22 protein-coding genes and 1 other annotated feature are annotated in these 18,477 nt (G+C 47.5%); of the genes, 1 reads left to right on the forward strand and 21 read right to left on the reverse strand.

Annotation, left to right across the window (positions count from 1 at the left end; genetic code table 11):
- Positions 1-364: 364 nt before the first annotated feature.
- The 18 genes from RQP50_RS28465 to RQP50_RS28550 all read right to left on the reverse strand — a co-directional run bounded on the left by RQP50_RS28465 (position 365) and on the right by RQP50_RS28550 (position 14,445).
- The gene (locus RQP50_RS28465) at positions 365-979 is read right to left on the reverse strand and encodes a class I SAM-dependent methyltransferase (protein ID WP_065291720.1); all 615 of its coding nucleotides are present in this window, start codon (positions 977-979) and stop codon (positions 365-367) included.
- Between the two features lie 181 nt (positions 980-1,160).
- Positions 1,161-1,526 (reverse strand): 50S ribosomal protein L7/L12, encoded by a 366-nt coding sequence (gene rplL, locus RQP50_RS28470; RefSeq protein ID WP_021252468.1) that lies wholly within the window; start codon positions 1,524-1,526, stop codon positions 1,161-1,163.
- Between the two features lie 46 nt (positions 1,527-1,572).
- A complete protein-coding gene (gene rplJ / locus RQP50_RS28475) occupies positions 1,573-2,076 on the reverse strand; it encodes a 50S ribosomal protein L10 (RefSeq protein ID WP_021252469.1) in 504 nt (167 codons plus the stop codon).
- Between the two features lie 61 nt (positions 2,077-2,137).
- Positions 2,138-2,303: a sequence feature (ribosomal protein L10 leader region), on the reverse strand.
- Between the two features lie 104 nt (positions 2,304-2,407).
- Positions 2,408-3,100: a 50S ribosomal protein L1 gene (rplA, locus tag RQP50_RS28480; RefSeq protein ID WP_021252470.1), complete on the reverse strand. Its 693-nt coding sequence runs from the start codon at positions 3,098-3,100 to the stop codon at positions 2,408-2,410.
- Positions 3,101-3,162: 62 nt separating this feature from the next.
- Entirely contained in the window at positions 3,163-3,588 is a 426-nt protein-coding gene (gene rplK / locus RQP50_RS28485; RefSeq protein ID WP_021252471.1) for a 50S ribosomal protein L11, read from the reverse strand.
- A gap of 76 nt (positions 3,589-3,664) precedes the next feature.
- Positions 3,665-4,198, reverse strand: coding sequence for a transcription termination/antitermination protein NusG (gene nusG / locus RQP50_RS28490; protein WP_021252472.1), 534 nt, complete (start codon positions 4,196-4,198; stop codon positions 3,665-3,667).
- Between the two features lie 23 nt (positions 4,199-4,221).
- Positions 4,222-4,413 carry a preprotein translocase subunit SecE gene (secE, locus tag RQP50_RS28495; protein ID WP_028532522.1) on the reverse strand — a complete coding sequence of 64 codons (192 nt, stop codon included), beginning with the start codon at positions 4,411-4,413 and terminating at the stop codon, positions 4,222-4,224.
- A 38-nt stretch (positions 4,414-4,451) separates the two neighbouring features.
- Positions 4,452-4,601, reverse strand: a complete 150-nt coding sequence (gene rpmG, locus RQP50_RS28500) for a 50S ribosomal protein L33 (protein ID WP_019420680.1) — start codon at positions 4,599-4,601, stop codon at positions 4,452-4,454.
- A gap of 466 nt (positions 4,602-5,067) precedes the next feature.
- A complete protein-coding gene (sigH, locus tag RQP50_RS28505) occupies positions 5,068-5,727 on the reverse strand; it encodes an RNA polymerase sporulation sigma factor SigH (protein ID WP_021252474.1) in 660 nt (219 codons plus the stop codon).
- A gap of 206 nt (positions 5,728-5,933) precedes the next feature.
- Complete coding sequence (locus RQP50_RS28510; protein WP_021252475.1) at positions 5,934-6,473, reverse strand: NYN domain-containing protein; 540 nt, start codon at positions 6,471-6,473, stop codon at positions 5,934-5,936.
- A gap of 11 nt (positions 6,474-6,484) precedes the next feature.
- The gene (rlmB, locus tag RQP50_RS28515) at positions 6,485-7,228 is read right to left on the reverse strand and encodes a 23S rRNA (guanosine(2251)-2'-O)-methyltransferase RlmB (protein ID WP_028532524.1); all 744 of its coding nucleotides are present in this window, start codon (positions 7,226-7,228) and stop codon (positions 6,485-6,487) included.
- Between the two features lie 34 nt (positions 7,229-7,262).
- On the reverse strand, positions 7,263-7,742 hold the full coding sequence (locus RQP50_RS28520; protein ID WP_028532525.1) for a Mini-ribonuclease 3: 480 nt from the start codon (positions 7,740-7,742) through the stop codon (positions 7,263-7,265).
- 43 nt (positions 7,743-7,785) lie between these two features.
- Complete coding sequence (gene cysS / locus RQP50_RS28525) at positions 7,786-9,201, reverse strand: cysteine--tRNA ligase (RefSeq protein ID WP_315747437.1); 1,416 nt, start codon at positions 9,199-9,201, stop codon at positions 7,786-7,788.
- A gap of 30 nt (positions 9,202-9,231) precedes the next feature.
- Positions 9,232-9,978, reverse strand: coding sequence for a serine O-acetyltransferase (gene cysE, locus RQP50_RS28530; RefSeq protein ID WP_315747438.1), 747 nt, complete (start codon positions 9,976-9,978; stop codon positions 9,232-9,234).
- 624 nt (positions 9,979-10,602) lie between these two features.
- Positions 10,603-12,051 carry a glutamate--tRNA ligase gene (gene gltX / locus RQP50_RS28535; RefSeq protein ID WP_028532527.1) on the reverse strand — a complete coding sequence of 483 codons (1,449 nt, stop codon included), beginning with the start codon at positions 12,049-12,051 and terminating at the stop codon, positions 10,603-10,605.
- A gap of 43 nt (positions 12,052-12,094) precedes the next feature.
- Positions 12,095-12,577, reverse strand: a complete 483-nt coding sequence (gene ispF, locus RQP50_RS28540; RefSeq protein ID WP_028532528.1) for a 2-C-methyl-D-erythritol 2,4-cyclodiphosphate synthase — start codon at positions 12,575-12,577, stop codon at positions 12,095-12,097.
- A 32-nt stretch (positions 12,578-12,609) separates the two neighbouring features.
- Positions 12,610-13,317 (reverse strand): 2-C-methyl-D-erythritol 4-phosphate cytidylyltransferase, encoded by a 708-nt coding sequence (gene ispD / locus RQP50_RS28545; protein WP_315747439.1) that lies wholly within the window; start codon positions 13,315-13,317, stop codon positions 12,610-12,612.
- Positions 13,318-13,359: 42 nt separating this feature from the next.
- A complete protein-coding gene (locus tag RQP50_RS28550; RefSeq protein WP_315747440.1) occupies positions 13,360-14,445 on the reverse strand; it encodes a PIN/TRAM domain-containing protein in 1,086 nt (361 codons plus the stop codon).
- A gap of 229 nt (positions 14,446-14,674) precedes the next feature.
- Here RQP50_RS28550 and RQP50_RS28555 point away from each other — a divergent pair, with 229 nt between their 5' ends.
- Complete coding sequence (locus RQP50_RS28555; RefSeq protein WP_072732037.1) at positions 14,675-15,070, forward strand: nucleoside triphosphate pyrophosphohydrolase family protein; 396 nt, start codon at positions 14,675-14,677, stop codon at positions 15,068-15,070.
- A 124-nt stretch (positions 15,071-15,194) separates the two neighbouring features.
- Here RQP50_RS28555 and pssA read toward each other — a convergent pair whose 3' ends face one another.
- From pssA to radA, 3 genes are read right to left on the reverse strand one after another with little or no spacing between them, the layout of a single operon-like run.
- Positions 15,195-15,923, reverse strand: coding sequence for a CDP-diacylglycerol--serine O-phosphatidyltransferase (pssA, locus tag RQP50_RS28560; RefSeq protein ID WP_021252485.1), 729 nt, complete (start codon positions 15,921-15,923; stop codon positions 15,195-15,197).
- A 54-nt stretch (positions 15,924-15,977) separates the two neighbouring features.
- The gene (gene disA / locus RQP50_RS28565) at positions 15,978-17,051 is read right to left on the reverse strand and encodes a DNA integrity scanning diadenylate cyclase DisA (RefSeq protein WP_021252486.1); all 1,074 of its coding nucleotides are present in this window, start codon (positions 17,049-17,051) and stop codon (positions 15,978-15,980) included.
- A 16-nt stretch (positions 17,052-17,067) separates the two neighbouring features.
- Positions 17,068-18,435, reverse strand: a complete 1,368-nt coding sequence (gene radA / locus RQP50_RS28570; RefSeq protein ID WP_021252487.1) for a DNA repair protein RadA — start codon at positions 18,433-18,435, stop codon at positions 17,068-17,070.
- Between the last annotated feature and the right edge of the window lie 42 nt (positions 18,436-18,477).

An 18,477-nucleotide genomic window follows, 5' to 3' on the forward strand; every position in this document is an offset into this window, starting at 1 on the left:
TTAACTCACCCCTCATGTCTACTCACAAAAATGGATTGCGAATCCTTTTCGGTATCCTTTATAATAAAGTCCACGAAAGAGACTCTAAAAACAAATGATATAGTACAAAATGTCAGAAAAAAGAAAAACGCACGTTCACGGCAAAACGCAAATGCGATGGACGCCGTTTTCCCCCGTGTCGCCGTTTCCTGTTGTCGATACAACTACATATCCGATAGACTTGCCCAAAATGTAAACATTATACGTCATTTCGCAAAAATGTATGCATCCTTTCAAAAAAAGGCTTGACATTTGGGCCATGTGTAGACATGGAGTCCATCCTAATACTGACATTTTATAATAATACCATATTGGGAACTCAGAGTCAACTTGGAAATGATTTCTTCGCTTGATAGATCCGATACCCTTTGTCCTTCACAACTAACTCTACGTTATCTTCTCCAAACAACTGCTGCAGCTTCGCTTCCGCTGATGGCGCTCCCTGTTTCTTCTGAATGACAATCCATAGAGAACCTCCGTCTGCTAAATGCTCATAGGATTGTTCAAAGATGCGATGAACAACCTCTTTGCCTGCACGAATCGGCGGATTGGTGAGAATAACAGAATAATGCTCACTACCTAGCGCATTGAGGCCATCACTCTCTTGAATCGTGACGTTATGGACTCCATTTAGAAGAGCGTTCTCTCTCGCTAAATCTAAGGCTCGCTCATTCACATCTACCATCGTTACTCGTCCGCGCTTAGCCAGTTTTGCAGCTGTTAATCCAATCGGCCCATAACCACAGCCGACATCAAGAACGGTGGCGTCTTCAGGAATGTCCATGCAATCAATCAGCACTCGACTGCCGTAATCGACACCACCTTTGGAAAATACACCGGCATCCGACACGAATGCTAGCTGCATACCTCGCAAGGATACCGTCCATTTCTTGCGATTATGCTCTACATCTGGACGCTTGCTGTAATAATGCCCTGCCATCTTGATCCCTTCCTGTCATGGTAAAAATAAAAAGTGCTATCGTTCATTGGCTAAGATGCGCGTCGAGTTCCCTATTTACACTTCGTATTCGATGACACCTAAGCTAAATCGGTAAGTCGTATCTTAGACAACGAACCCCTTGAAAACAAGTTCCAAGGGGTTCGCACTTTGCAAGCAGAGATTACTTCACTTCTACAGATGCGCCAGCTTCTTCGAGCTTCGCTTTTACTGCTTCTGCTTCTTCTTTGCTTACTTTTTCTTTCAATGGTTTCGGGCAGTTGTCTACCAAGTCTTTAGCTTCTTTCAAGCCAAGACCAGTGATTTCACGAACAACTTTGATAACGTTGATTTTGCCTGCGCCTGGTGCAGTCAAGATTACGTCAAACTCAGTTTGTTCAGCTGCGCCAGCATCACCAGCTGCGCCACCCATTACAGCTACAGGAGCTGCTGCAGTTACGCCGAATTCTTCTTCAATTGCTTTAACAAGGTCGTTCAATTCCAATACGGACATGCCTTTGATGGCTTCCAAGATTTGCTCTTTGCTCATTTGTTAAACCTCCATATTTAGTAAAGTGTATGTTACGCGATTAAGCTTACGCTTCCGCTTCGTTCTTCTCTGCAACGGCTTTGACAGCCAATGCGAAGTTGCGCATTGGTGCTTGGAGCACGCTGAGCAACATGGACAACAAACCTTCGCGGGAAGGCAATGCTGCCAAGGCTTTGATTTGATCCACGTCAACGACGCGACCTTCAACTACTCCACCCTTAATTTCAAGAGCTTCGTTTTTCTTCGCAAAGTCGTTCAAGATTTTCGCAGGTGCTACTGCGTCTTCACGACTGAATGCGATAGCTGTCGGACCAGACAATACTTCATCAAGTTCAGACAACTCAGCTTCTGCTGTCGCACGGCGTACCAATGTATTTTTCAATACTTGGAATTCGATGCCTGCTTCGCGCAGTTGCTTACGAAGTTCAGTAACTTGAGATACTGTCAATCCACGGTAGTCAGCAACAACCGTTGTAGCGCTGCTACGGAATTTCTCAGCGATATCTTGTACAGCTTGCTGTTTCGCTTCGATTACTTTTGCGTTTGCCACTCGTTCCACCTCCTACAAGGTTCTACTTAACACCGCATCCTGTCCGAGATCTTCTACCTACTTCAGCATAAGAAAAGCCTCTGCAGTTTACTACAGAGGCATCACGATAGCACTTGGTGCGCAGACGTGTCAACGACACGCTCCAAGCACTCAGTCTATTTCGAACACCTCGGTAGGAGATTAAGCCTTTCGGCACCTACTGTCTACGGTACGATTATTCAAAAGTTAATTGCACATCATGTGTTAGCAACTCTATTAGCATAGCATGGACAGTTGAACCATGTCAACCACTCACAAAACTTGCCAACAGATTCCCACTAAAGAATAAATCTTAGCGGAAAGATGCTGTGTTCACACGTGCTGCAGGGCCCATCGTGGAAGAAACCGCGATGTTTTTCAAATACACGCCTTTAGCCGCTGCTGGCTTCGCACGGTTCAATGCATCGATCAACGCTTTGAAGTTGTCATGCAACTTGTCTGCATCGAAAGAAGCTTTACCGATTGGTGCGTGGATTTGTCCTGCTTTGTCCAGACGGTACTCGATTTTACCAGCTTTGATCTCTTGAACAGCTTTAGTAACGTCGAATGTAACCGTACCAGCTTTAGGGTTAGGCATGAGACCTTTACCACCGAGGATACGTCCCAATTTACCTACTTCGCTCATCATGTCTGGCGTAGCTACGCAGACATCGAAGTCGAACCAGCCTTGTTGAATTTTGTTGATCATATCTTGATCGCCTACAAAATCAGCACCAGCTGCTTCTGCTTCTTTTGCTTTTTCGCCTTTTGCAAAGACGAGAACGCGTTTTGTTTTACCAGTACCGTGTGGAAGTACAACTACCCCACGAACAGCTTGGTCTTGTTTACGAGGGTCTACACCCAAGCGAACAGCAACTTCAACTGTTTCGTCGAATTTTGCTGTAGCCGATTTCTTAACCAACTCAATGGCTTCCATCGACTCATAAGCAGCATCTCTATCGATAAGCTTTGCAGCTTCGACATATTTCTTGCCACGTTTTGCCATGATTATTTCCTCCTTTGTGGTTTTAACGGATTAACCTCCCACATGCGCCAAAGAAGAACGTATTAGTCTTCTACGACAAAGCCCATGCTGCGAGCTGTACCTTCAACCATACGCATAGCCGATTCAACGGATGCTGCGTTCAGGTCAGGCATTTTTTGCTCAGCGATTTGACGTACAACGTCGCGTTTCACTGTTGCAACTTTTTTCGTGTTCGGTTCACCGGAACCTTTTTCGACCTTAGCCGCTACTTTCAACAATACTGCAGCCGGTGGAGTCTTCGTGATGAACGTAAAGGAACGATCTTCGAATACAGAGATTTCAACAGGAATAATCAAACCTGCTTGATCAGCTGTTTTCGCATTGAATTCCTTACAGAACGCCATGATGTTGACACCCGCTTGACCCAATGCTGGACCTACCGGAGGCGCTGGATTCGCCTTACCCGCTGGAATTTGCAATTTAACGACTTTAATGACCTTTTTCGCCATTTCAAACACCTCCTTGCGCTAGTTATGTGAGGTTCAGGTTGCCCTATCTCACAGTAGAAACCAATAGAAAGATGTATTAGATCTTCTCCACTTGGTGGTAATCCAACTCAAGAGGGGTTTCTCTTCCAAACATGTTGACATGAACCTTAAGCTTCTGCTTGTCTGTAATGATCTCTTCGACCGTACCGACGAAGTTCGCGAAAGGCCCTACCATAATGCGAACCGATTCCTTCAAGTCGAAATCGACTTTTGCTCTCGGATCTTCCATGCCCATTGTCTTTAAGATCTGATCGACCTCTTCAGGCAACAGTGGAATAGGCTTTGAACCAGAGCCGGTAGATCCGACGAATCCGGTAACCCCTGGCGTGTTGCGAACAACATACCAAGACTCATCCGTCTGAATCATTTCAACCAAAACATAACCGGGGTAAACTTTACGCATGACAACTTTCTTTTTGCCATCCTTGTTTACCATTTCTTCTTCCATCGGAACAAGAACGCGGAATATTTTGTCTTCCATGCCCATGGATTCAACGCGCTTTTCCAAATTGGCTTTAACTTTGTTCTCATAACCTGAGTAGGTATGAACAACGTACCATCTTTTTTCCATAACTAAGCCACCTTGGGACTTTATTAAATAATCGCTTCGACTATCGCGGAAATTCCGATATCAAGGACCCAGAAATAAAGCGTCATAAAGATAACCGTGGCTAAAACGACGATCGTATAGCTTGTCAGTTCTTTACGACTGGGCCAGCGAACCTTTTTTAATTCACCCCAGCTGTCGGCAAAGAAGGAAAACATCGAACCGAAACTTTGTTTCAGTTTCCCGAAGAAAGCCACGGACTACACCTCCATCAGACTTATCTCGTTTCGCGATGAGAAGTATGCTCGTTGCAGAACTTGCAGAATTTCTTCAACTCAATGCGGTCTGGGTGATTACGTTTGTTCTTTGTTGTCGTATAGTTGCGTTGTTTGCAGTTCGTGCAAGCCATCGTAACGATTACCCGCATGTAGTACACCTCCTGAAGACACCTTAATGATAAGAAGCGTCGAATTTCCCCAAGCAGAAACGGATTGACCATCCTTCTACAGGGGGACAAATCGTCTCTTGTTCGCTGAATAATCCACTCTCAGTCTAATAACCAATCATTTCTTATTCAGTAAATACGTACGCATATTTAGGGCTACCTAAAACACTTTATCACAAGGGGCAAATGATGTCAATGATAAGATGTTGACGCCGTGGGGGGCGATGTCATTCACTCTATCATATCCGACAGCTGCTTGACAAAGGAAAAGATCACTAATGTTCCTAGTCGCTATCAGTATGGTGGAATATTACGCAATCTAAACCTTCATTCTCGTAAACTTTCGATGTAAAATTAATTGCTTTCAACCGGATACAGTATGTACACAATGAAAAAGAGCCTATCTCCCATACTAGGTTGATAAGCTCTTACATCTGTATTCGACTAATTAACATCCGCTATCCCCGCCATCCCGTAACTCCAAATATCGCTCCAACTTTCGCTTGACTCGCTGCAGCGCATTGTCTATCGATTTGACGTGGCGATCCAGATCAACGGCAATTTCCTGATAGGAACGCCCATCCAAATACAACATGAGCACTTTCCGTTCCAAATCGCTCAAAATTTCAGACATCTTGTCCTCGAGCCCAACGAATTCTTCTTGATTAATGATCAATTCTTCTGGATCAGACACCCGCGAGCCACCAATCACATCTAGCAAGGTACGATCTGAATCTTCGTCATATATCGGCTTATCCAACGACACATAAGAATTCAATGGTATGTGCTTCTGGCGCGTCGCCGTCTTAATCGCAGTAATAATCTGTCTAGTAATGCACAGTTCGGCGAATGCCTTGAATGATGCCAGCTTGTCTCCCTTAAAATCACGAATTGCCTTGTATAATCCGATCATGCCCTCTTGAACAATATCCTCACGGTCAGCGCCGATTAGAAAATATGAGCGTGCTTTTGCTCGAACGAAATTGCGGTACTTGTTAATTAAGTATTCGAGCGCTTCGCTATCTCCCTCCCTGACCGCGTCGACTAGCTGTTCATCCGACGAACGATCGTATGAGGAGGTGCTTAATACTTTGAGGTCAACACTCACTAGCAATCCCTCCGGCCTGCAACGCAATCCACCCGTTACATCACAAATGATAGATTCAGTATATATGAATCTATCTATCATCGTCAACCAAAGGAAGCCTTATCCTGTGCGGAATTTGAGCATTATTCCAAAATAAGTCTATGCATTTGACTGCATACGCCAATAATAACGTTGAAAATGACGCTCAAGCTCCTGTCCTACGCTACTCAATCTTCTTCCCCTCGGCGCAGCCGTTCAAGCTTAAGCAGCTGATCCAGCTTAAGCTTGCCTTCAATCGGGTTACGCTTGATCGGCTGCAGTGCCTGTTCACGAATCTTCGTCTCCACCTCGCGCCGGGCCTGTACGATAATGAGCCTCAGCTCGCGTGCCGAAATACGAAGTGCACCTTGTGCAAAAGCTACGTTCTGTTCTGTCATGTCTGATGTTGCTACGTAGATTTGACGGCGGCGATGCCCAAGCTCCCTGGCAAGCCGCTCGATGCATTCGTCCGCTGTCTCTTTCTCCTTCGTGAACTGTACAGAGACTTTACCCTGCGTGTACTTGGCGCCTAAGCCAGGAACGCGATATGCATCAAATACCACAATTACTCTTCGGCCGGAATATGCTAGATAGTCTGCAAGCATATTTAACAGTCGTTCTCTTGCTTCATCTAAGTCTTTATCTTTCAGCTCTCTTAATTCCGGCCACGCCCCGATCATGTTGTAGCCGTCAACAAGAAGCACATCGCGCCAATCCTGCCGATCCATACCGGGCAGCCTCAGCCGCGACGCCGGCGCACGACCTCATACATGAAGATGCCTGCAGCTACCGACGCATTAAGCGAGTTAATTTGCCCTGCCATTGGAAGCTTATACAACATATCGCAATTTTCCCGAACAAGTCTGCCCATTCCTTTATTCTCGTTACCGATGACAAGCGCGATTGGAAGATTGAATACATCCGCTTCATAAATGTCTTGCGTTGCTGTTACATCTGTACCTACGATCCACACTCCACGGTCTTTAAGCTGCTGCATCGTCTGAACCAAATTCGTCACCTTGGCTACCGGCACATACTCGACAGCTCCAGCAGATGTCTTAGATACCGTAGCAGTCAGTCCAGCTGAGCGGCGCTTCGGAATAACTACGCCATGCGCACCTGTGCAGTCCGCTGTACGAAGAATGGAACCCAAATTGTGCGGATCCTCGATTTCATCCAATAGGATCAGAAACGGAGTCTCGCCTTTAGCCTCAGCTTGAGCTAAAATATCTTCCACTTCTACATAATGATAAGCTGCAACCTGTGCGACAACTCCTTGATGCTGAACCCCCTCGACCATTTGATCGAGCTTGCGCTTATCGACCATTTGAATCACGACGCCAGCTTTCTTGGCTTCTGCAATAATCGGCCCTGTTAAATGTTTTTGTGCATTTTCCGCAATCCATACTTTATTTATCGTTCTCCCGGATTTGAGCGCCTCGGTTACCGAATGCTTCCCGGCAATATATTCTTCTTCATGCATGCGTAAGTGTGCCTCCCGTCTAGATGTTTCCCTTTTACTTTTGCTGCTGTTCTGTCCCATGTGCTTGAACAATCATAGTAACGAATTGCCGCATCCGTTCAAAATTTTCATTCAGATATAAATAGCCGAATAAAGATTCAAGCGCTGTAGCCTGTCTATATTCACTTACGTTCGCACTTTTCGGCACACTGGACTTCGTATTGCGTCCTTGACGAACGACGTCTGCTTCTTCATCTGTTAATATCGGCATCAGAAGCGATAGCGCACGCGCCTGCGCCTTGGCAGATACATACCCCGTCGCTTCACGATGCAGGTGGTTCGGCCGATGATTCGGCTGTGATATAAGATATTGTCTGATGGCAACTTCGAAGATTGCATCGCCTATATAAGCGAGTACAATCGGATTAAGCTGCTGCGGCCGCTTGGTCGGGGCGAAAGGGAACAGCCATGTTCCAGCATCCCCTGACCTTGCTTCAATTGTTGTCGATTGATGTTCCTGTTGATTATCATTCATTGCGTATGCATAAGCTCCTTCGTCGACCGTAATGCCGCTGCGACTATTTTCGGCGCCAGCGCACACCCTGAGGCGTATCTTCCAGAACGATCCCTTGCTCGGTTAACAGATCGCGAATTTCATCGGCTCTCGCCCAGTTTTTCGCTTTGCGAGCATCGTTGCGTTCTTGGATAAGTTGGTCGATTTCCTCATCCAGCAATTCCTCTTCCTTCTCCAATACCAGTCCAAGCACCTCGTTCATCGCTTCAAAGGCATCCAGCAATGCTTCCAAGTCCCCAGCTGCAAGCGAATCAGCTTGCTGCAAATACGAATTCGCCTCACTTGACCATTCGAATACAGCAGTAATGGCATCTGCCGTATTGAAGTCATCCTGCATCTTCGCATCAAAGGTCTCTAGAATGGAAGCTATCTTCACTTGAAGTGCCTCGTTCGCATTTTCCTGCACAGATGGATCTGTATTCAGAGATGCCAATGCATGGCGGACATTCGCAACTGCATTCGCTATGCGGCTGACGCTTTTCTCTGCCTGTTCCATCGCTTCTGCATTGAAGTTCAGTGGGTTGCGATAGTGTGTCGACAACATGAAGTAGCGCAGAGCAGCCGGATCATATTGCTTCAGCAATTGATGAACCGTTACCCCATTACCAAGCGACTTCGACATTTTTTCATTATCAATATTAATATATCCGTTATGCATCCACACGTTGGCAAGTGGTTTTCCTGTCACGGATTCGGACTGTGCAGCCTCACATTCGTGGTGCGGGAACTGAAGATCCTGGCCGCCGCCATGGATATCGATCGTTTCACCCAAATATTTGCGCGACATAGCCGAGCATTCAATATGCCAGCCTGGACGGCCTTCGCCCCATGGGCTTGACCAAGAGATTTCCCCTGGCTTCGCCGCTTTCCATAAGACGAAGTCAGCTGCGTCATCCTTGCGCTCATCCACTTCGATTCGAATTCCGAGCTGCAGCTGATCAATGTTCTGACCGGAAACCTGGCCATACTTCGCAAATTCTCTCGTACGGAAATACACATCTCCGCCCGATTCATAAGCCTTACCGTTTGCCACAAGCTCTGAGATGAAAGCGATGATTTCCTCCATATTATCCGTTACACGCGGGTTATTCGATGCACGGCGAATACCTAGACCATCATTATCCTCATAGAACGCCTGAATAAAGCGCTCCGATACCTCAGGTACCGTAGATCCAAGTTCAGCTGCTTTGCGGATCAGCTTGTCATCAACATCTGTGAAATTCACGATGTAGTTTACTTCGTAATCCAGCGTCTCTAAATAACGGCGAACAACGTCAAAAAAGATCGCAGGCCGCGCATTTCCGATATGGATATAGTCATACACAGTTGGCCCGCATACATACATCGTAATGCGATCCGGATCTATCGGCTGAAACGGCTCTTTCGTACGTGTCAGCGTATTATAAATGTGCAAAGTCATGCAAGTCACTCCTCCTTGATGTTCGGGCATTTATTTGTTCACTTTCTCAAGTTCTTTCCTCGGTTGTTGGACAGACTCCTCTACTGGTATGCTTTCTTGACTTTCAGTCTCTGCAATATCAGCGTCGCTGCCTTGGAGATTCTTAAGTTGGTACAGTTCAACCTTCAATGCATCCATCTCAATCTGCATGCTTCGAAGCATATCAATCACTGGGTCAGGCAGTTGGGCATGGTTCAAGCGGTCAATGCGCACTCCATCCTGCTTCACTACACGTCCCGGAATGCCCACGACTGTACAGTTCGGCGGTACTTCCCGGAGCACGACGGAATTGGCTCCAATGCTTGAATTGTCTCCAATAGTGAAGGAGCCAAGCACTTTCGATCCAGAAGCAATGACGACATTGTTCCCAATCGTCGGATGCCGCTTCCCCTTCTCTTTCCCCGTACCTCCAAGTGTTACGCCTTGGTAAATGACTACATCATCGCCAATCTCACAGGTTTCACCAATGACAACTCCCATGCCATGGTCAATAAACAGTCTTTGGCCAATCCTCGCTCCAGGATGTATTTCAATTCCCGTCATGAACCGGCTTATTTGCGAAATAATGCGCGCAGTCGTAAACCAGCGCCAACGATAGAACCGATGTGCAATGAGATGCGCCCAGATGGCATGTAGGCCTGAATAGGTAAAGATTACTTCGAATCGGTTGCGCGCCGCCGGGTCGTTATCGAACACCGCCTGCACATCGGATTTCATTCTTCGAATGACACGCCACATGCTCTGTCCCCCCCGGAACTCAGCGAATTGAGTTAGCATTCCTCTCTCTCATACACACAAGCGGATACATAAATTCATCACAATAAAAAACGCCCCTGCAGCATGATGCTGCAGAGACGCGATGCGCGGTTCCACTCTGCTTGGACAACATCATATCTCCGCTATTGCCATCGTATATCTATCCTCCACTTACACCGGATACAAAACCATGACATAGCCAAATACTTGTTGCCCCTCTTGAACATCCTTAACGCGGATGATTCGCCACCCCCTACCCATGTACCCAGGTACATGCTCAAGGACGGAGCTTCCGGGTGCATCGCATAAGCTTAAAAATGGAACGACTCACAGCCTGTAAGGAGCGATGGACACCAGATCCATAGTCTTCCTTATCTCGATCGTTCTCTCTGTTCATTTTTATCCCGCTTATACTCTCCCGTTCAACGCTTTTATTAGTATGCTCAATCATACTTTACGAAGCATGATTTTCCTTCAGAACGAAATAATGAAAAGGATTCTATCGTTAAGTATATTCGAAGCTCCTACTGCATGACAATAACAATCGATGAAAGTTATCCGCATGTGCATTCGAATCATATCCTATCCAAAAACATCAAATCTGATCTATCCATTCAAGCGAGCTAGGACCTTCTCTTTACCAAGCAGAACAATCGTCTCATTCAAATCACGGCCGTGCATTTGCCCAGATACTGCGACACGAACCGGCATGAACAGACCTTTGCCCTTGGCGCCTGTTTCCTTCTGAACTTCCTTCAAGGATACCTTGATCGTATCTGCATCCCAAGTCGTTGCAGCTTCCAGCTTCGCACGAAGTGCTGCCAATACGGTAGGAACCTGCTCTTCAGCGAGCACTGCCTTAGCTTCTTCGTCGATGACAAGTTCTTCACGGAAGAACATCTCCGACAATTCCACAATGTCGGATGCACAGTTCATTTGCTCCTGATACAGCTTCACAAGAGCAGCCGCCCAAGCTTGCTGCTCTTCATTCAGCTGCTCTGGCAAGCGTCCTGCACGCTGGAGATGAGGAATCGACAATGCCGCAATGCGATCAGGTTCTGCTTTCTTCATATACGTATTATTAATATGCGTCAGCTTATTCGTATCAAATACAGCAGGGCTCTTGGACAAGCGCGTCTCGTCAAAGATCGAGATGAGCTCCTCCATTGAGAAGATCTCTTCTTCCCCTTTTGGTGACCAGCCAAGCAATGCGATGAAGTTAACCATTGCCTCTGGCAAGTAGCCGAGCTGCTCATATTGTTCAATAAATTGAATGATCGACTCATCCCGTTTGCTGAGCTTCTTGTGATTCTCATTTACGATAAGCGTCATATGTCCAAATACAGGCGCTTCCCATCCAAACGCTTCAAAGATCATCAATTGGCGAAGCGTATTCGTCACATGATCTTCTCCACGCAGAATGTGAGACATCCGCATCAAATGGTCATCGATGACAACCGCGAAGTTATAAGTCGGTATACCGTCCTTCTTCACGATAACCCAGTCGCCTGTTGTATCGGATTCAAACGTAATTTCACCTTTAACCATATCATTAAAGGTATACGAGCGTCCTTGCGGCACGCGAAAGCGGATGCTAGGCTTGCGGCCTTCTGCCTCCAGGTGTGCATGATCCTCAGCGGACAAGCTGCAGCACTTGCCGGAATACTTCGGCGTTTCGCCGCGTTCAACTTGTGCTTCCCGCTCCGCTGCAAGCTCTTCTTCCGTACAATAGCAGCGATAGGCAAGCCCGCGCTCTAGAAGCTCGTCCACATATTTATTATAGATATCCAAGCGCTCCGTCTGACGGTACGGGCCGAAATCCCCGCCTACATCAATGCTCTCATCCCAATCCATGCCGAGCCACTTCATGTACGTAAATTGGTTCTCTTCTCCGCCTTCCACATTGCGCTTCACGTCCGTATCCTCGATGCGAACGATGAACTTACCCCCATGGTGACGTGCGAACAAATAGTTAAACAATGCCGTACGCGTATTACCAATATGTAAGTGTCCTGTAGGGCTTGGTGCGTAACGAACTCGAATATCGTTATTCATGATTGCTTCACTCCCGTACTTTGTCTTTCCATTAATCATTTCATCATACCATATTGTGAAATAAGCAGACAACAGCCTGTGCGGCAATTCCCTCACCGCGTCCAGCAAATCCTAATTGTTCCGTTGTCGTAGCCTTCACATTCACCTGCGAATCCTCTGCGCCGAGAGCGCGAGCGATATTCGCTACCATCGCTGGAATATGCGGCAGCATCTTCGGTTTCTGTGCAATAATCGTGCAATCGATGTTGCCAAGTCGATAACCGCGCTCAACAGCTAGCTGCCATACATGCTCTAACAGCTTCATGCTGTCCGCATCCTTGAATGCAGGATCCGTATCTGGAAAATGCTTGCCGATATCCCCTAATCCTAGTGCGCCCAGAATTGCATCACTTACCGTATGCAGAAGCACATCAGCATCTGAATGCCCAAGCAATCCCTTCTCGTAAGGAATATGAACGCCACCAATAATGCACGGCCGTCCCTCTACTAACTGGTGCACGTCGAATCCCTGTCCCACTCTAATCATACGTAAGCCTCCCTCTCCTTCTGCCTCAACATTCAATTTCGCTTAGCTTCATGACGAGACAGCCACCATGCAGCCCAATCCAGATCATCCGGCGTCGTTAGCTTAATGTTCGTGTAGCTCCCCTCCACTACGTGAACAGCAATTCCCATCCGCTCAACAAGCATCGCATCATCCGTTCCCACGAATTGCTCCTGCTCCGCGAGCTTATGAGCAGCCATTACATCAGCAAGCCGGAAAGCCTGTGGTGTCTGAATCGCCCATAAGCTGCTGCGATCAGGTGTTGCCGTAATAATACCGGACTTGTCCACCTGCTTAATGGTATCCTTGACCGGAACGGCCAATACGGCCGCTCTGTGCTGCCGGGCCGCATCGTAACATGCGCTTACTCTGCCCGGCTCTACAAAGGGCCGTACACCATCATGGATGCACACATATTCGAGTCCACGCGCTTTCAGAGCCTGCAAGCCAGCATATACTGAATGCTGACGTTCCTTGCCTCCTGTAACGATGTCTTGAACCTTATGCAATCCGTATTGTTTCACCCATGCTTCGCAGCGCGCATAATCCTGTTCCGTGGTTACCCATGCGATCGATTCGCACTCCTCCATGGACTGAAACCGCTCTACGGTATGGATGATTACTGGCTTATCCTGTAAATGCAAATACTGCTTACTCTCTTCCGTGCCCATGCGCGTGCCTCTGCCAGCAGCGACTATGACCACGCCAAACCCTCTGTCCATCCTTACTAACCCCCATGATGGTAGTATCCCCATCATACCTGTTTATTGGGCTTTTTCCAACAGTTTTGGCTTAGCAAATATCATTCGTCCTGCTGACGTCTGAAGTACACTGGTCACCAGAACCTCCATCGTCATGCCGATATAATCTCTGCCGCCCTCAACGACGATCATCGTACCATCATCCAAGTAGGCTACACCTTGACCATGTTCCTTACCATCCTTGATGACTTGAACAACAATCTCTTCTCCTGGGAGAACCACTGGCTTCACAGCGTTCGCTAGATCGTTAATATTGAGCACTGATACTCCCTGCAGCTCACATACCTTGTTCAAGTTGAAATCATTCGTGACGACTTTCCCCTTTAGCAGCTTCGCGAGCTTAACCAGCTTGCTGTCTACCTCCGAGATTTCGTCAAAGTCCCCTTCATAAATGAGTACTTTTACTTCCAGTTCTTTTTGAATTTTATTCAGAATGTCCAACCCTCTGCGTCCACGGTTCCGCTTGAGCAAGTCCGACGAATCCGCGATATGCTGCAACTCCTCTAAGACGAACTCAGGAATGACGATTGTCCCTTCAATGAATCCGGTCTTGCATATATCTGCGATGCGACCATCAATGATGACGCTTGTATCCAAGATCTTATGTTCTTCCATTCCTCTGCTCTTCTCTTCACCTCGTTCAGGCATGCGGAAGGCGGAGACCCACTTTACAATCTCATCCTGCTTCATAAGTGCTGCTTGCAACCCTGCTGCTGACAGCAGGACAATCATACAAACCGATACCATACGCCCTACTGTCCCAAACGGCTCAAATAGCGGTACAAGCACCCCCCCAAAGGAAAGTCCCATCAAGGCGCCAGAAGCTCCAATCACCAGCATCCCTGCTGACATATTCACCATGCGTTCTTCCAAGCTGCCCCATAACCGTGCCAATGGCGTAAAAAGTGCACGACCCATCACAATAAAGCAAAATGCCCCACCAAGTGCCCATAACAGTCCGTTAGAAGTTATTCCAGGGTTGGATAATGACGAAAACTCCATTGTCTGCATATTCCAATACCGATGGAACTCTGTCCCACTCCATGCTCCGATCAATCCTGCAACCGCATAAAATAATCGTCTGAACACGAAGTCCACCTCCTTATCTAATTTGAATATCTTTACAATTATGGCCCAACCCTCTCGCTCCTAATCGTCCATTCTTACATTTTTAAATTCGAGGCGAAGTTGAAATGTAGGAAATCCTAGTCGTATAATAGGGGAGTAGTACGGAATGGGGAGAGCTGAAATAACGTGAGTCCCTTGAGCAGTATGGCTCGGGCCGAACCACGATTCCATGAATAGAGGTGGATGAGTAATGAGTACTTCCAGTTTGCAATCTTTGCAGGATCAAGTCGGCGATTTATTGTTAAGACACCGAAGCTTGCTGGACATTCTTTCGAAATACGGACAGTCTGACGCCTCGGTAAACCGCGCGGTAACGAAAGCCATAACAGAATGTGGCTGCTTGGAGCTGCATGCGAAGCGGCAGCCCTACCATGACGACATGGATATGGATCAAGCGAAGCAATCTCTTGAATCACATGTTCAAGGTCACTTATGCGAGAACTGCAAGGATGTTGTGAAGAGCGAGCTTGGCAAGCACCTATTCTATATGTCTGCCCTGTGCAATCTGCTTGATATTGATCTTGACGATGTCGTCAAACAGGAATCGAGCAAGTGCCAAACTCTCGGGATATTCAACCTGTCCTAATGGAATGAAGAAGAACTGAAAATTGATACAAGATAATTGGAACGGAAATCATATACAACACAAAAAGCACCTGCCGCCCAATTATGGACTGCAAGTGCTTTTCTTTTGGGTTTAGTTTATTCGCTTAAGAATGCTTCGACTGGTACCACTCTTCCGCATCAAGCTGTTTCTTGCGGCGGCGATTCAGCATTCTAACGTTTTTTTTTAAACCAAGCAGCGCATACAGTACCAACGGCACAAAAATCAGCTTCGGTGTCTGTTCTGGCTGCCATACCGCGATCGCTACTGCCCCTGCAATAACAAAAGGCGTAATCCAGATGGCCTTCTTCGGAATACCGACTTTCTTGAAGTTCGGATATTTCACTGTACTAACCATTAAGTAAGATAATAAAATCATCGCTATCATAAGATAAGCCGCTGGGATGCTCTCATGGAACAAGGCAAGTGTACATGCCACACCGCCAGCCGCTGGGATTGGCAAGCCGATGAAATACCCCGGAATACCATCCTTAACGTTGAAGCGTGCAAGTCGTAGCGCACCACAAATCGGGAAGATTGCGGTAACGATGCAAGCCAGCACCGGGTTACTATCTGTAAAAGCGACGGCATACATAATAAAGGCTGGCGCTACACCGAATGAAATCACATCGGATAGGGAGTCAAGCTCCTTGCCGAATTCACTCTGTGCGTTCAATGCTCTTGCTACACGCCCATCCAATCCGTCGAGCAACATGGCAATAATAATCATAAGAGCTGCTAAGTTGTAGTCATCGTGAAACGCAAGCATGATGGAAATGATTCCGAGAAACAAGTTACCGATCGTAAACAAGCTCGGAATGGACTTTGTAATCATAGGTTCACCTCTAATTTTACTATGCCCAACGTACGTCCTTTCATTGTAGGAAAATCAAATTTGCCTGTCAATGAAGACCTGCTCCTGAATCCGCTTAAGCCCTTCCTTAATCGCACGAGCGCGAACTTCGCCAATGCCGTCTACTTCATCCAATTCCTCAATCGTTGCCATCATGACATGAGGGAGGTATTGGAAGGTTTCGACTAAGTTGTGAATAATGACATTAGGAAGTCTTGGTATCTTGCTAAGAACGCGGTAACCGCGCGGCGAAACGGATTCTTCCTGAATCGTGCTCGTCGTCGGGTAACCGAGCAGTCTTATTAAATGATGGGTATCAAGCAGTTCATCTGCCGTGCATTTCTTAAGTTGGGCTATGATCTCGCGTACCTTCTCATCGCTTCCGTCCCGGGCATAATCCTTCAACAGCAGCCAAGCGTCTTCTTCGGTGTTGCTTACGAGCTCTTCGAGCTGCATGCTGATAAGACGTCCCTCTGTTCCCAGTTCGTTGATGTAACGCTTGATCTCCATCTTAATACGTAACACCATCTCAATACGTTGCACAACGTTTACGACATCGTATAAGGTAACCAATTCTTCGAACTCGGATGCAGTTAAATTTGTCATGCCTTGTACAAGCACAACCTTATATTTTTCCAATGTCTGAATCGCTTGGTTCGCCTTCGTGAGAATAACGCCAATCTCCTTAAGTGCATAACGCAGACTGCCTTGGTACAGTGTAATGACATTCCGGCGCTGGGAGATGGAGACTACCAGCTTCCCCGTCTGCTTCGCTACCCGCTCCGCTGTCCGGTGCCGGATGCCTGTCTCCGTAGATGGAATGGAGGAATCCGGAATGAGCTGTGTGTTCGCATATAATATCCGCTTAATGTCTTCACTCAAGATAATGGCGCCGTCCATCTTGGCCAGTTCGTACAAGTAGCTCGGTGAGAAGTCACAGTTAATGGAGAATCCCCCGTCTACAACTTCCATTACTTCTGGACTGTATCCAACGACAATAAGTGCCCCTGTCTTCGCGCGCAGCACATTCTCAAGCCCGTCGCGGAAAGGCGTTCCTGGTGCGACCATCCGCAGCAGGTCGTTCATAATATCCAGTTGGCTTTCCTTCATTCTATATCTATGCCCCCTAACCTAACGCCACAGCTAATGCTTCAGCAACCGTATTTACTCCAATAATCTCAATATTGGCAGGCGGCTTCCAGCCGCGCAAGCTCTTCTCTGGTAATATAATGCGCTTGAATCCAAGCTTCTCTGCTTCCTTCACTCGCTGTTCTGCACGAGATACCCCACGCACTTCACCGGTTAACCCCACTTCGCCAAAGACAACATCGAATGGTTGTGTCGGCATATCTCGGAAGCTCGAAGCAATTGCAACCGCCATAGCCAAGTCAACAGCTGGCTCATCAAGCTTAATTCCACCCGCTACATTCACGTATGCATCCTGATTCTGCAGGAACATTCCCATTCGTTTCTCCAGCACCGCAATAATAAGCGCCAGACGATGATGATCAATCCCTGTCGCCATCCTCCGCGGAGACGGGAAGTTCGTCGCCGATACGAGCGCCTGCATCTCGACAAGGACGGGACGGGTTCCCTCAAGGCTGGCTACAACCGTGGATCCTGCAACACCTAGCGGTCTCTCCTGCAGGAACATCTCGGATGGGTTCTTCACCTCGACAAGTCCGCCCTCCGTCATCTCGAAGATTCCTATCTCATTGGTCGAACCGAACCGGTTCTTTACAGCCCGCAAAATGCGATAGGAATGATGCCGCTCTCCTTCGAAATAAAGGACACAATCGACCATATGCTCGAGCAGCCGCGGACCGGCAATCGCACCTTCCTTCGTCACATGTCCAACAAGGACAGTTGCGATGCCCTTCCCTTTAGCGATGCGCATGAATGTGCTTGTGCATTCGCGTACTTGTGCAACACTGCCGGGAGCTGATTCCACCGAAGGTTGGAAGACGGTCTGGATGGAGTCGATAACGAGGAAGTCAGGCTGCGCCGCCTCAAGCGCCTCCTCGATATATTGCAGATTCGTCTCACTGAGGACGAATAAGTTCTCCGACAAGACACCAAGACGATCTGCCCGCAGCTTCGTCTGACGCATCGATTCCTCACCAGATACGTACAGCACCTTGAGGCCGCTGGCAGCCAGTGCATTGGAAGTCTGCAGTAGAAGTGTTGACTTCCCGATACCCGGGTCGCCCCCCACTAGAATAAGTGATCCAGGAACAACACCGCCGCCCAGTACGCGGTTCAACTCACTAAGTGTCGTAGTGAGTCTAGGTTCACGTCCACTTTCTATGTGTATGATAGATTGCGGCTTTTCTTTCGTTTGAATCAAGGAAGAATGCACACCTGCTGTCTTAATGACTGTCTCCCGCTCTTCCACCATCGTATTCCACTCACCACAGCCAGGGCATTTCCCCATCCATTTCGGTGTTTCGTATCCACATTCCGTACAGAAAAATTTCGTTTTCACTTTGGCCATGAAGCCGACACTCCTAATCAATATGCTGCAAGTCGTCGGTCG

Source organism: Paenibacillus suaedae, assembly GCF_032337355.1.
Taxonomy (GTDB): Bacteria; Bacillota; Bacilli; order Paenibacillales; family Paenibacillaceae; genus Paenibacillus_B; species Paenibacillus_B suaedae.

Excerpts from the sequence above, each read along its gene's own strand:
- ispD (WP_315747439.1), bottom strand. The coding sequence starts at position 13,317 with ATGGACAGAGGGTTTGGCGTGGTCATAGTCGCTGCTGGCAGAGGCACG.
- disA (WP_021252486.1), bottom strand. The coding sequence starts at position 17,051 with ATGAAGGAAAGCCAACTGGATATTATGAACGACCTGCTGCGGATGGTC.
- RQP50_RS28520 (WP_028532525.1), bottom strand. The coding sequence starts at position 7,742 with ATGAATGATAATCAACAGGAACATCAATCGACAACAATTGAAGCAAGG.
- rpmG (WP_019420680.1), bottom strand. The coding sequence starts at position 4,601 with ATGCGGGTAATCGTTACGATGGCTTGCACGAACTGCAAACAACGCAAC.
- cysE (WP_315747438.1), bottom strand. The coding sequence starts at position 9,978 with ATGTGGCGTGTCATTCGAAGAATGAAATCCGATGTGCAGGCGGTGTTC.
- rlmB (WP_028532524.1), bottom strand. The coding sequence starts at position 7,228 with ATGCATGAAGAAGAATATATTGCCGGGAAGCATTCGGTAACCGAGGCG.
- rplK (WP_021252471.1), bottom strand. The coding sequence starts at position 3,588 with ATGGCGAAAAAGGTCATTAAAGTCGTTAAATTGCAAATTCCAGCGGGT.
- RQP50_RS28510 (WP_021252475.1), bottom strand. The coding sequence starts at position 6,473 with ATGGATCGGCAGGATTGGCGCGATGTGCTTCTTGTTGACGGCTACAAC.
- RQP50_RS28465 (WP_065291720.1), bottom strand. The coding sequence starts at position 979 with ATGGCAGGGCATTATTACAGCAAGCGTCCAGATGTAGAGCATAATCGC.
- rplA (WP_021252470.1), bottom strand. The coding sequence starts at position 3,100 with ATGGCAAAACGTGGCAAGAAATATGTCGAAGCTGCAAAGCTTATCGAT.
- RQP50_RS28555 (WP_072732037.1), top strand. The coding sequence starts at position 14,675 with ATGAGTACTTCCAGTTTGCAATCTTTGCAGGATCAAGTCGGCGATTTA.
- nusG (WP_021252472.1), bottom strand. The coding sequence starts at position 4,198 with ATGGAAAAAAGATGGTACGTTGTTCATACCTACTCAGGTTATGAGAAC.
- radA (WP_021252487.1), bottom strand. The coding sequence starts at position 18,435 with ATGGCCAAAGTGAAAACGAAATTTTTCTGTACGGAATGTGGATACGAA.
- gltX (WP_028532527.1), bottom strand. The coding sequence starts at position 12,051 with ATGAATAACGATATTCGAGTTCGTTACGCACCAAGCCCTACAGGACAC.
- rplL (WP_021252468.1), bottom strand. The coding sequence starts at position 1,526 with ATGAGCAAAGAGCAAATCTTGGAAGCCATCAAAGGCATGTCCGTATTG.
- ispF (WP_028532528.1), bottom strand. The coding sequence starts at position 12,577 with ATGATTAGAGTGGGACAGGGATTCGACGTGCACCAGTTAGTAGAGGGA.
- cysS (WP_315747437.1), bottom strand. The coding sequence starts at position 9,201 with ATGACTTTGCACATTTATAATACGCTGACACGTACGAAAGAGCCGTTT.
- pssA (WP_021252485.1), bottom strand. The coding sequence starts at position 15,923 with ATGATTACAAAGTCCATTCCGAGCTTGTTTACGATCGGTAACTTGTTT.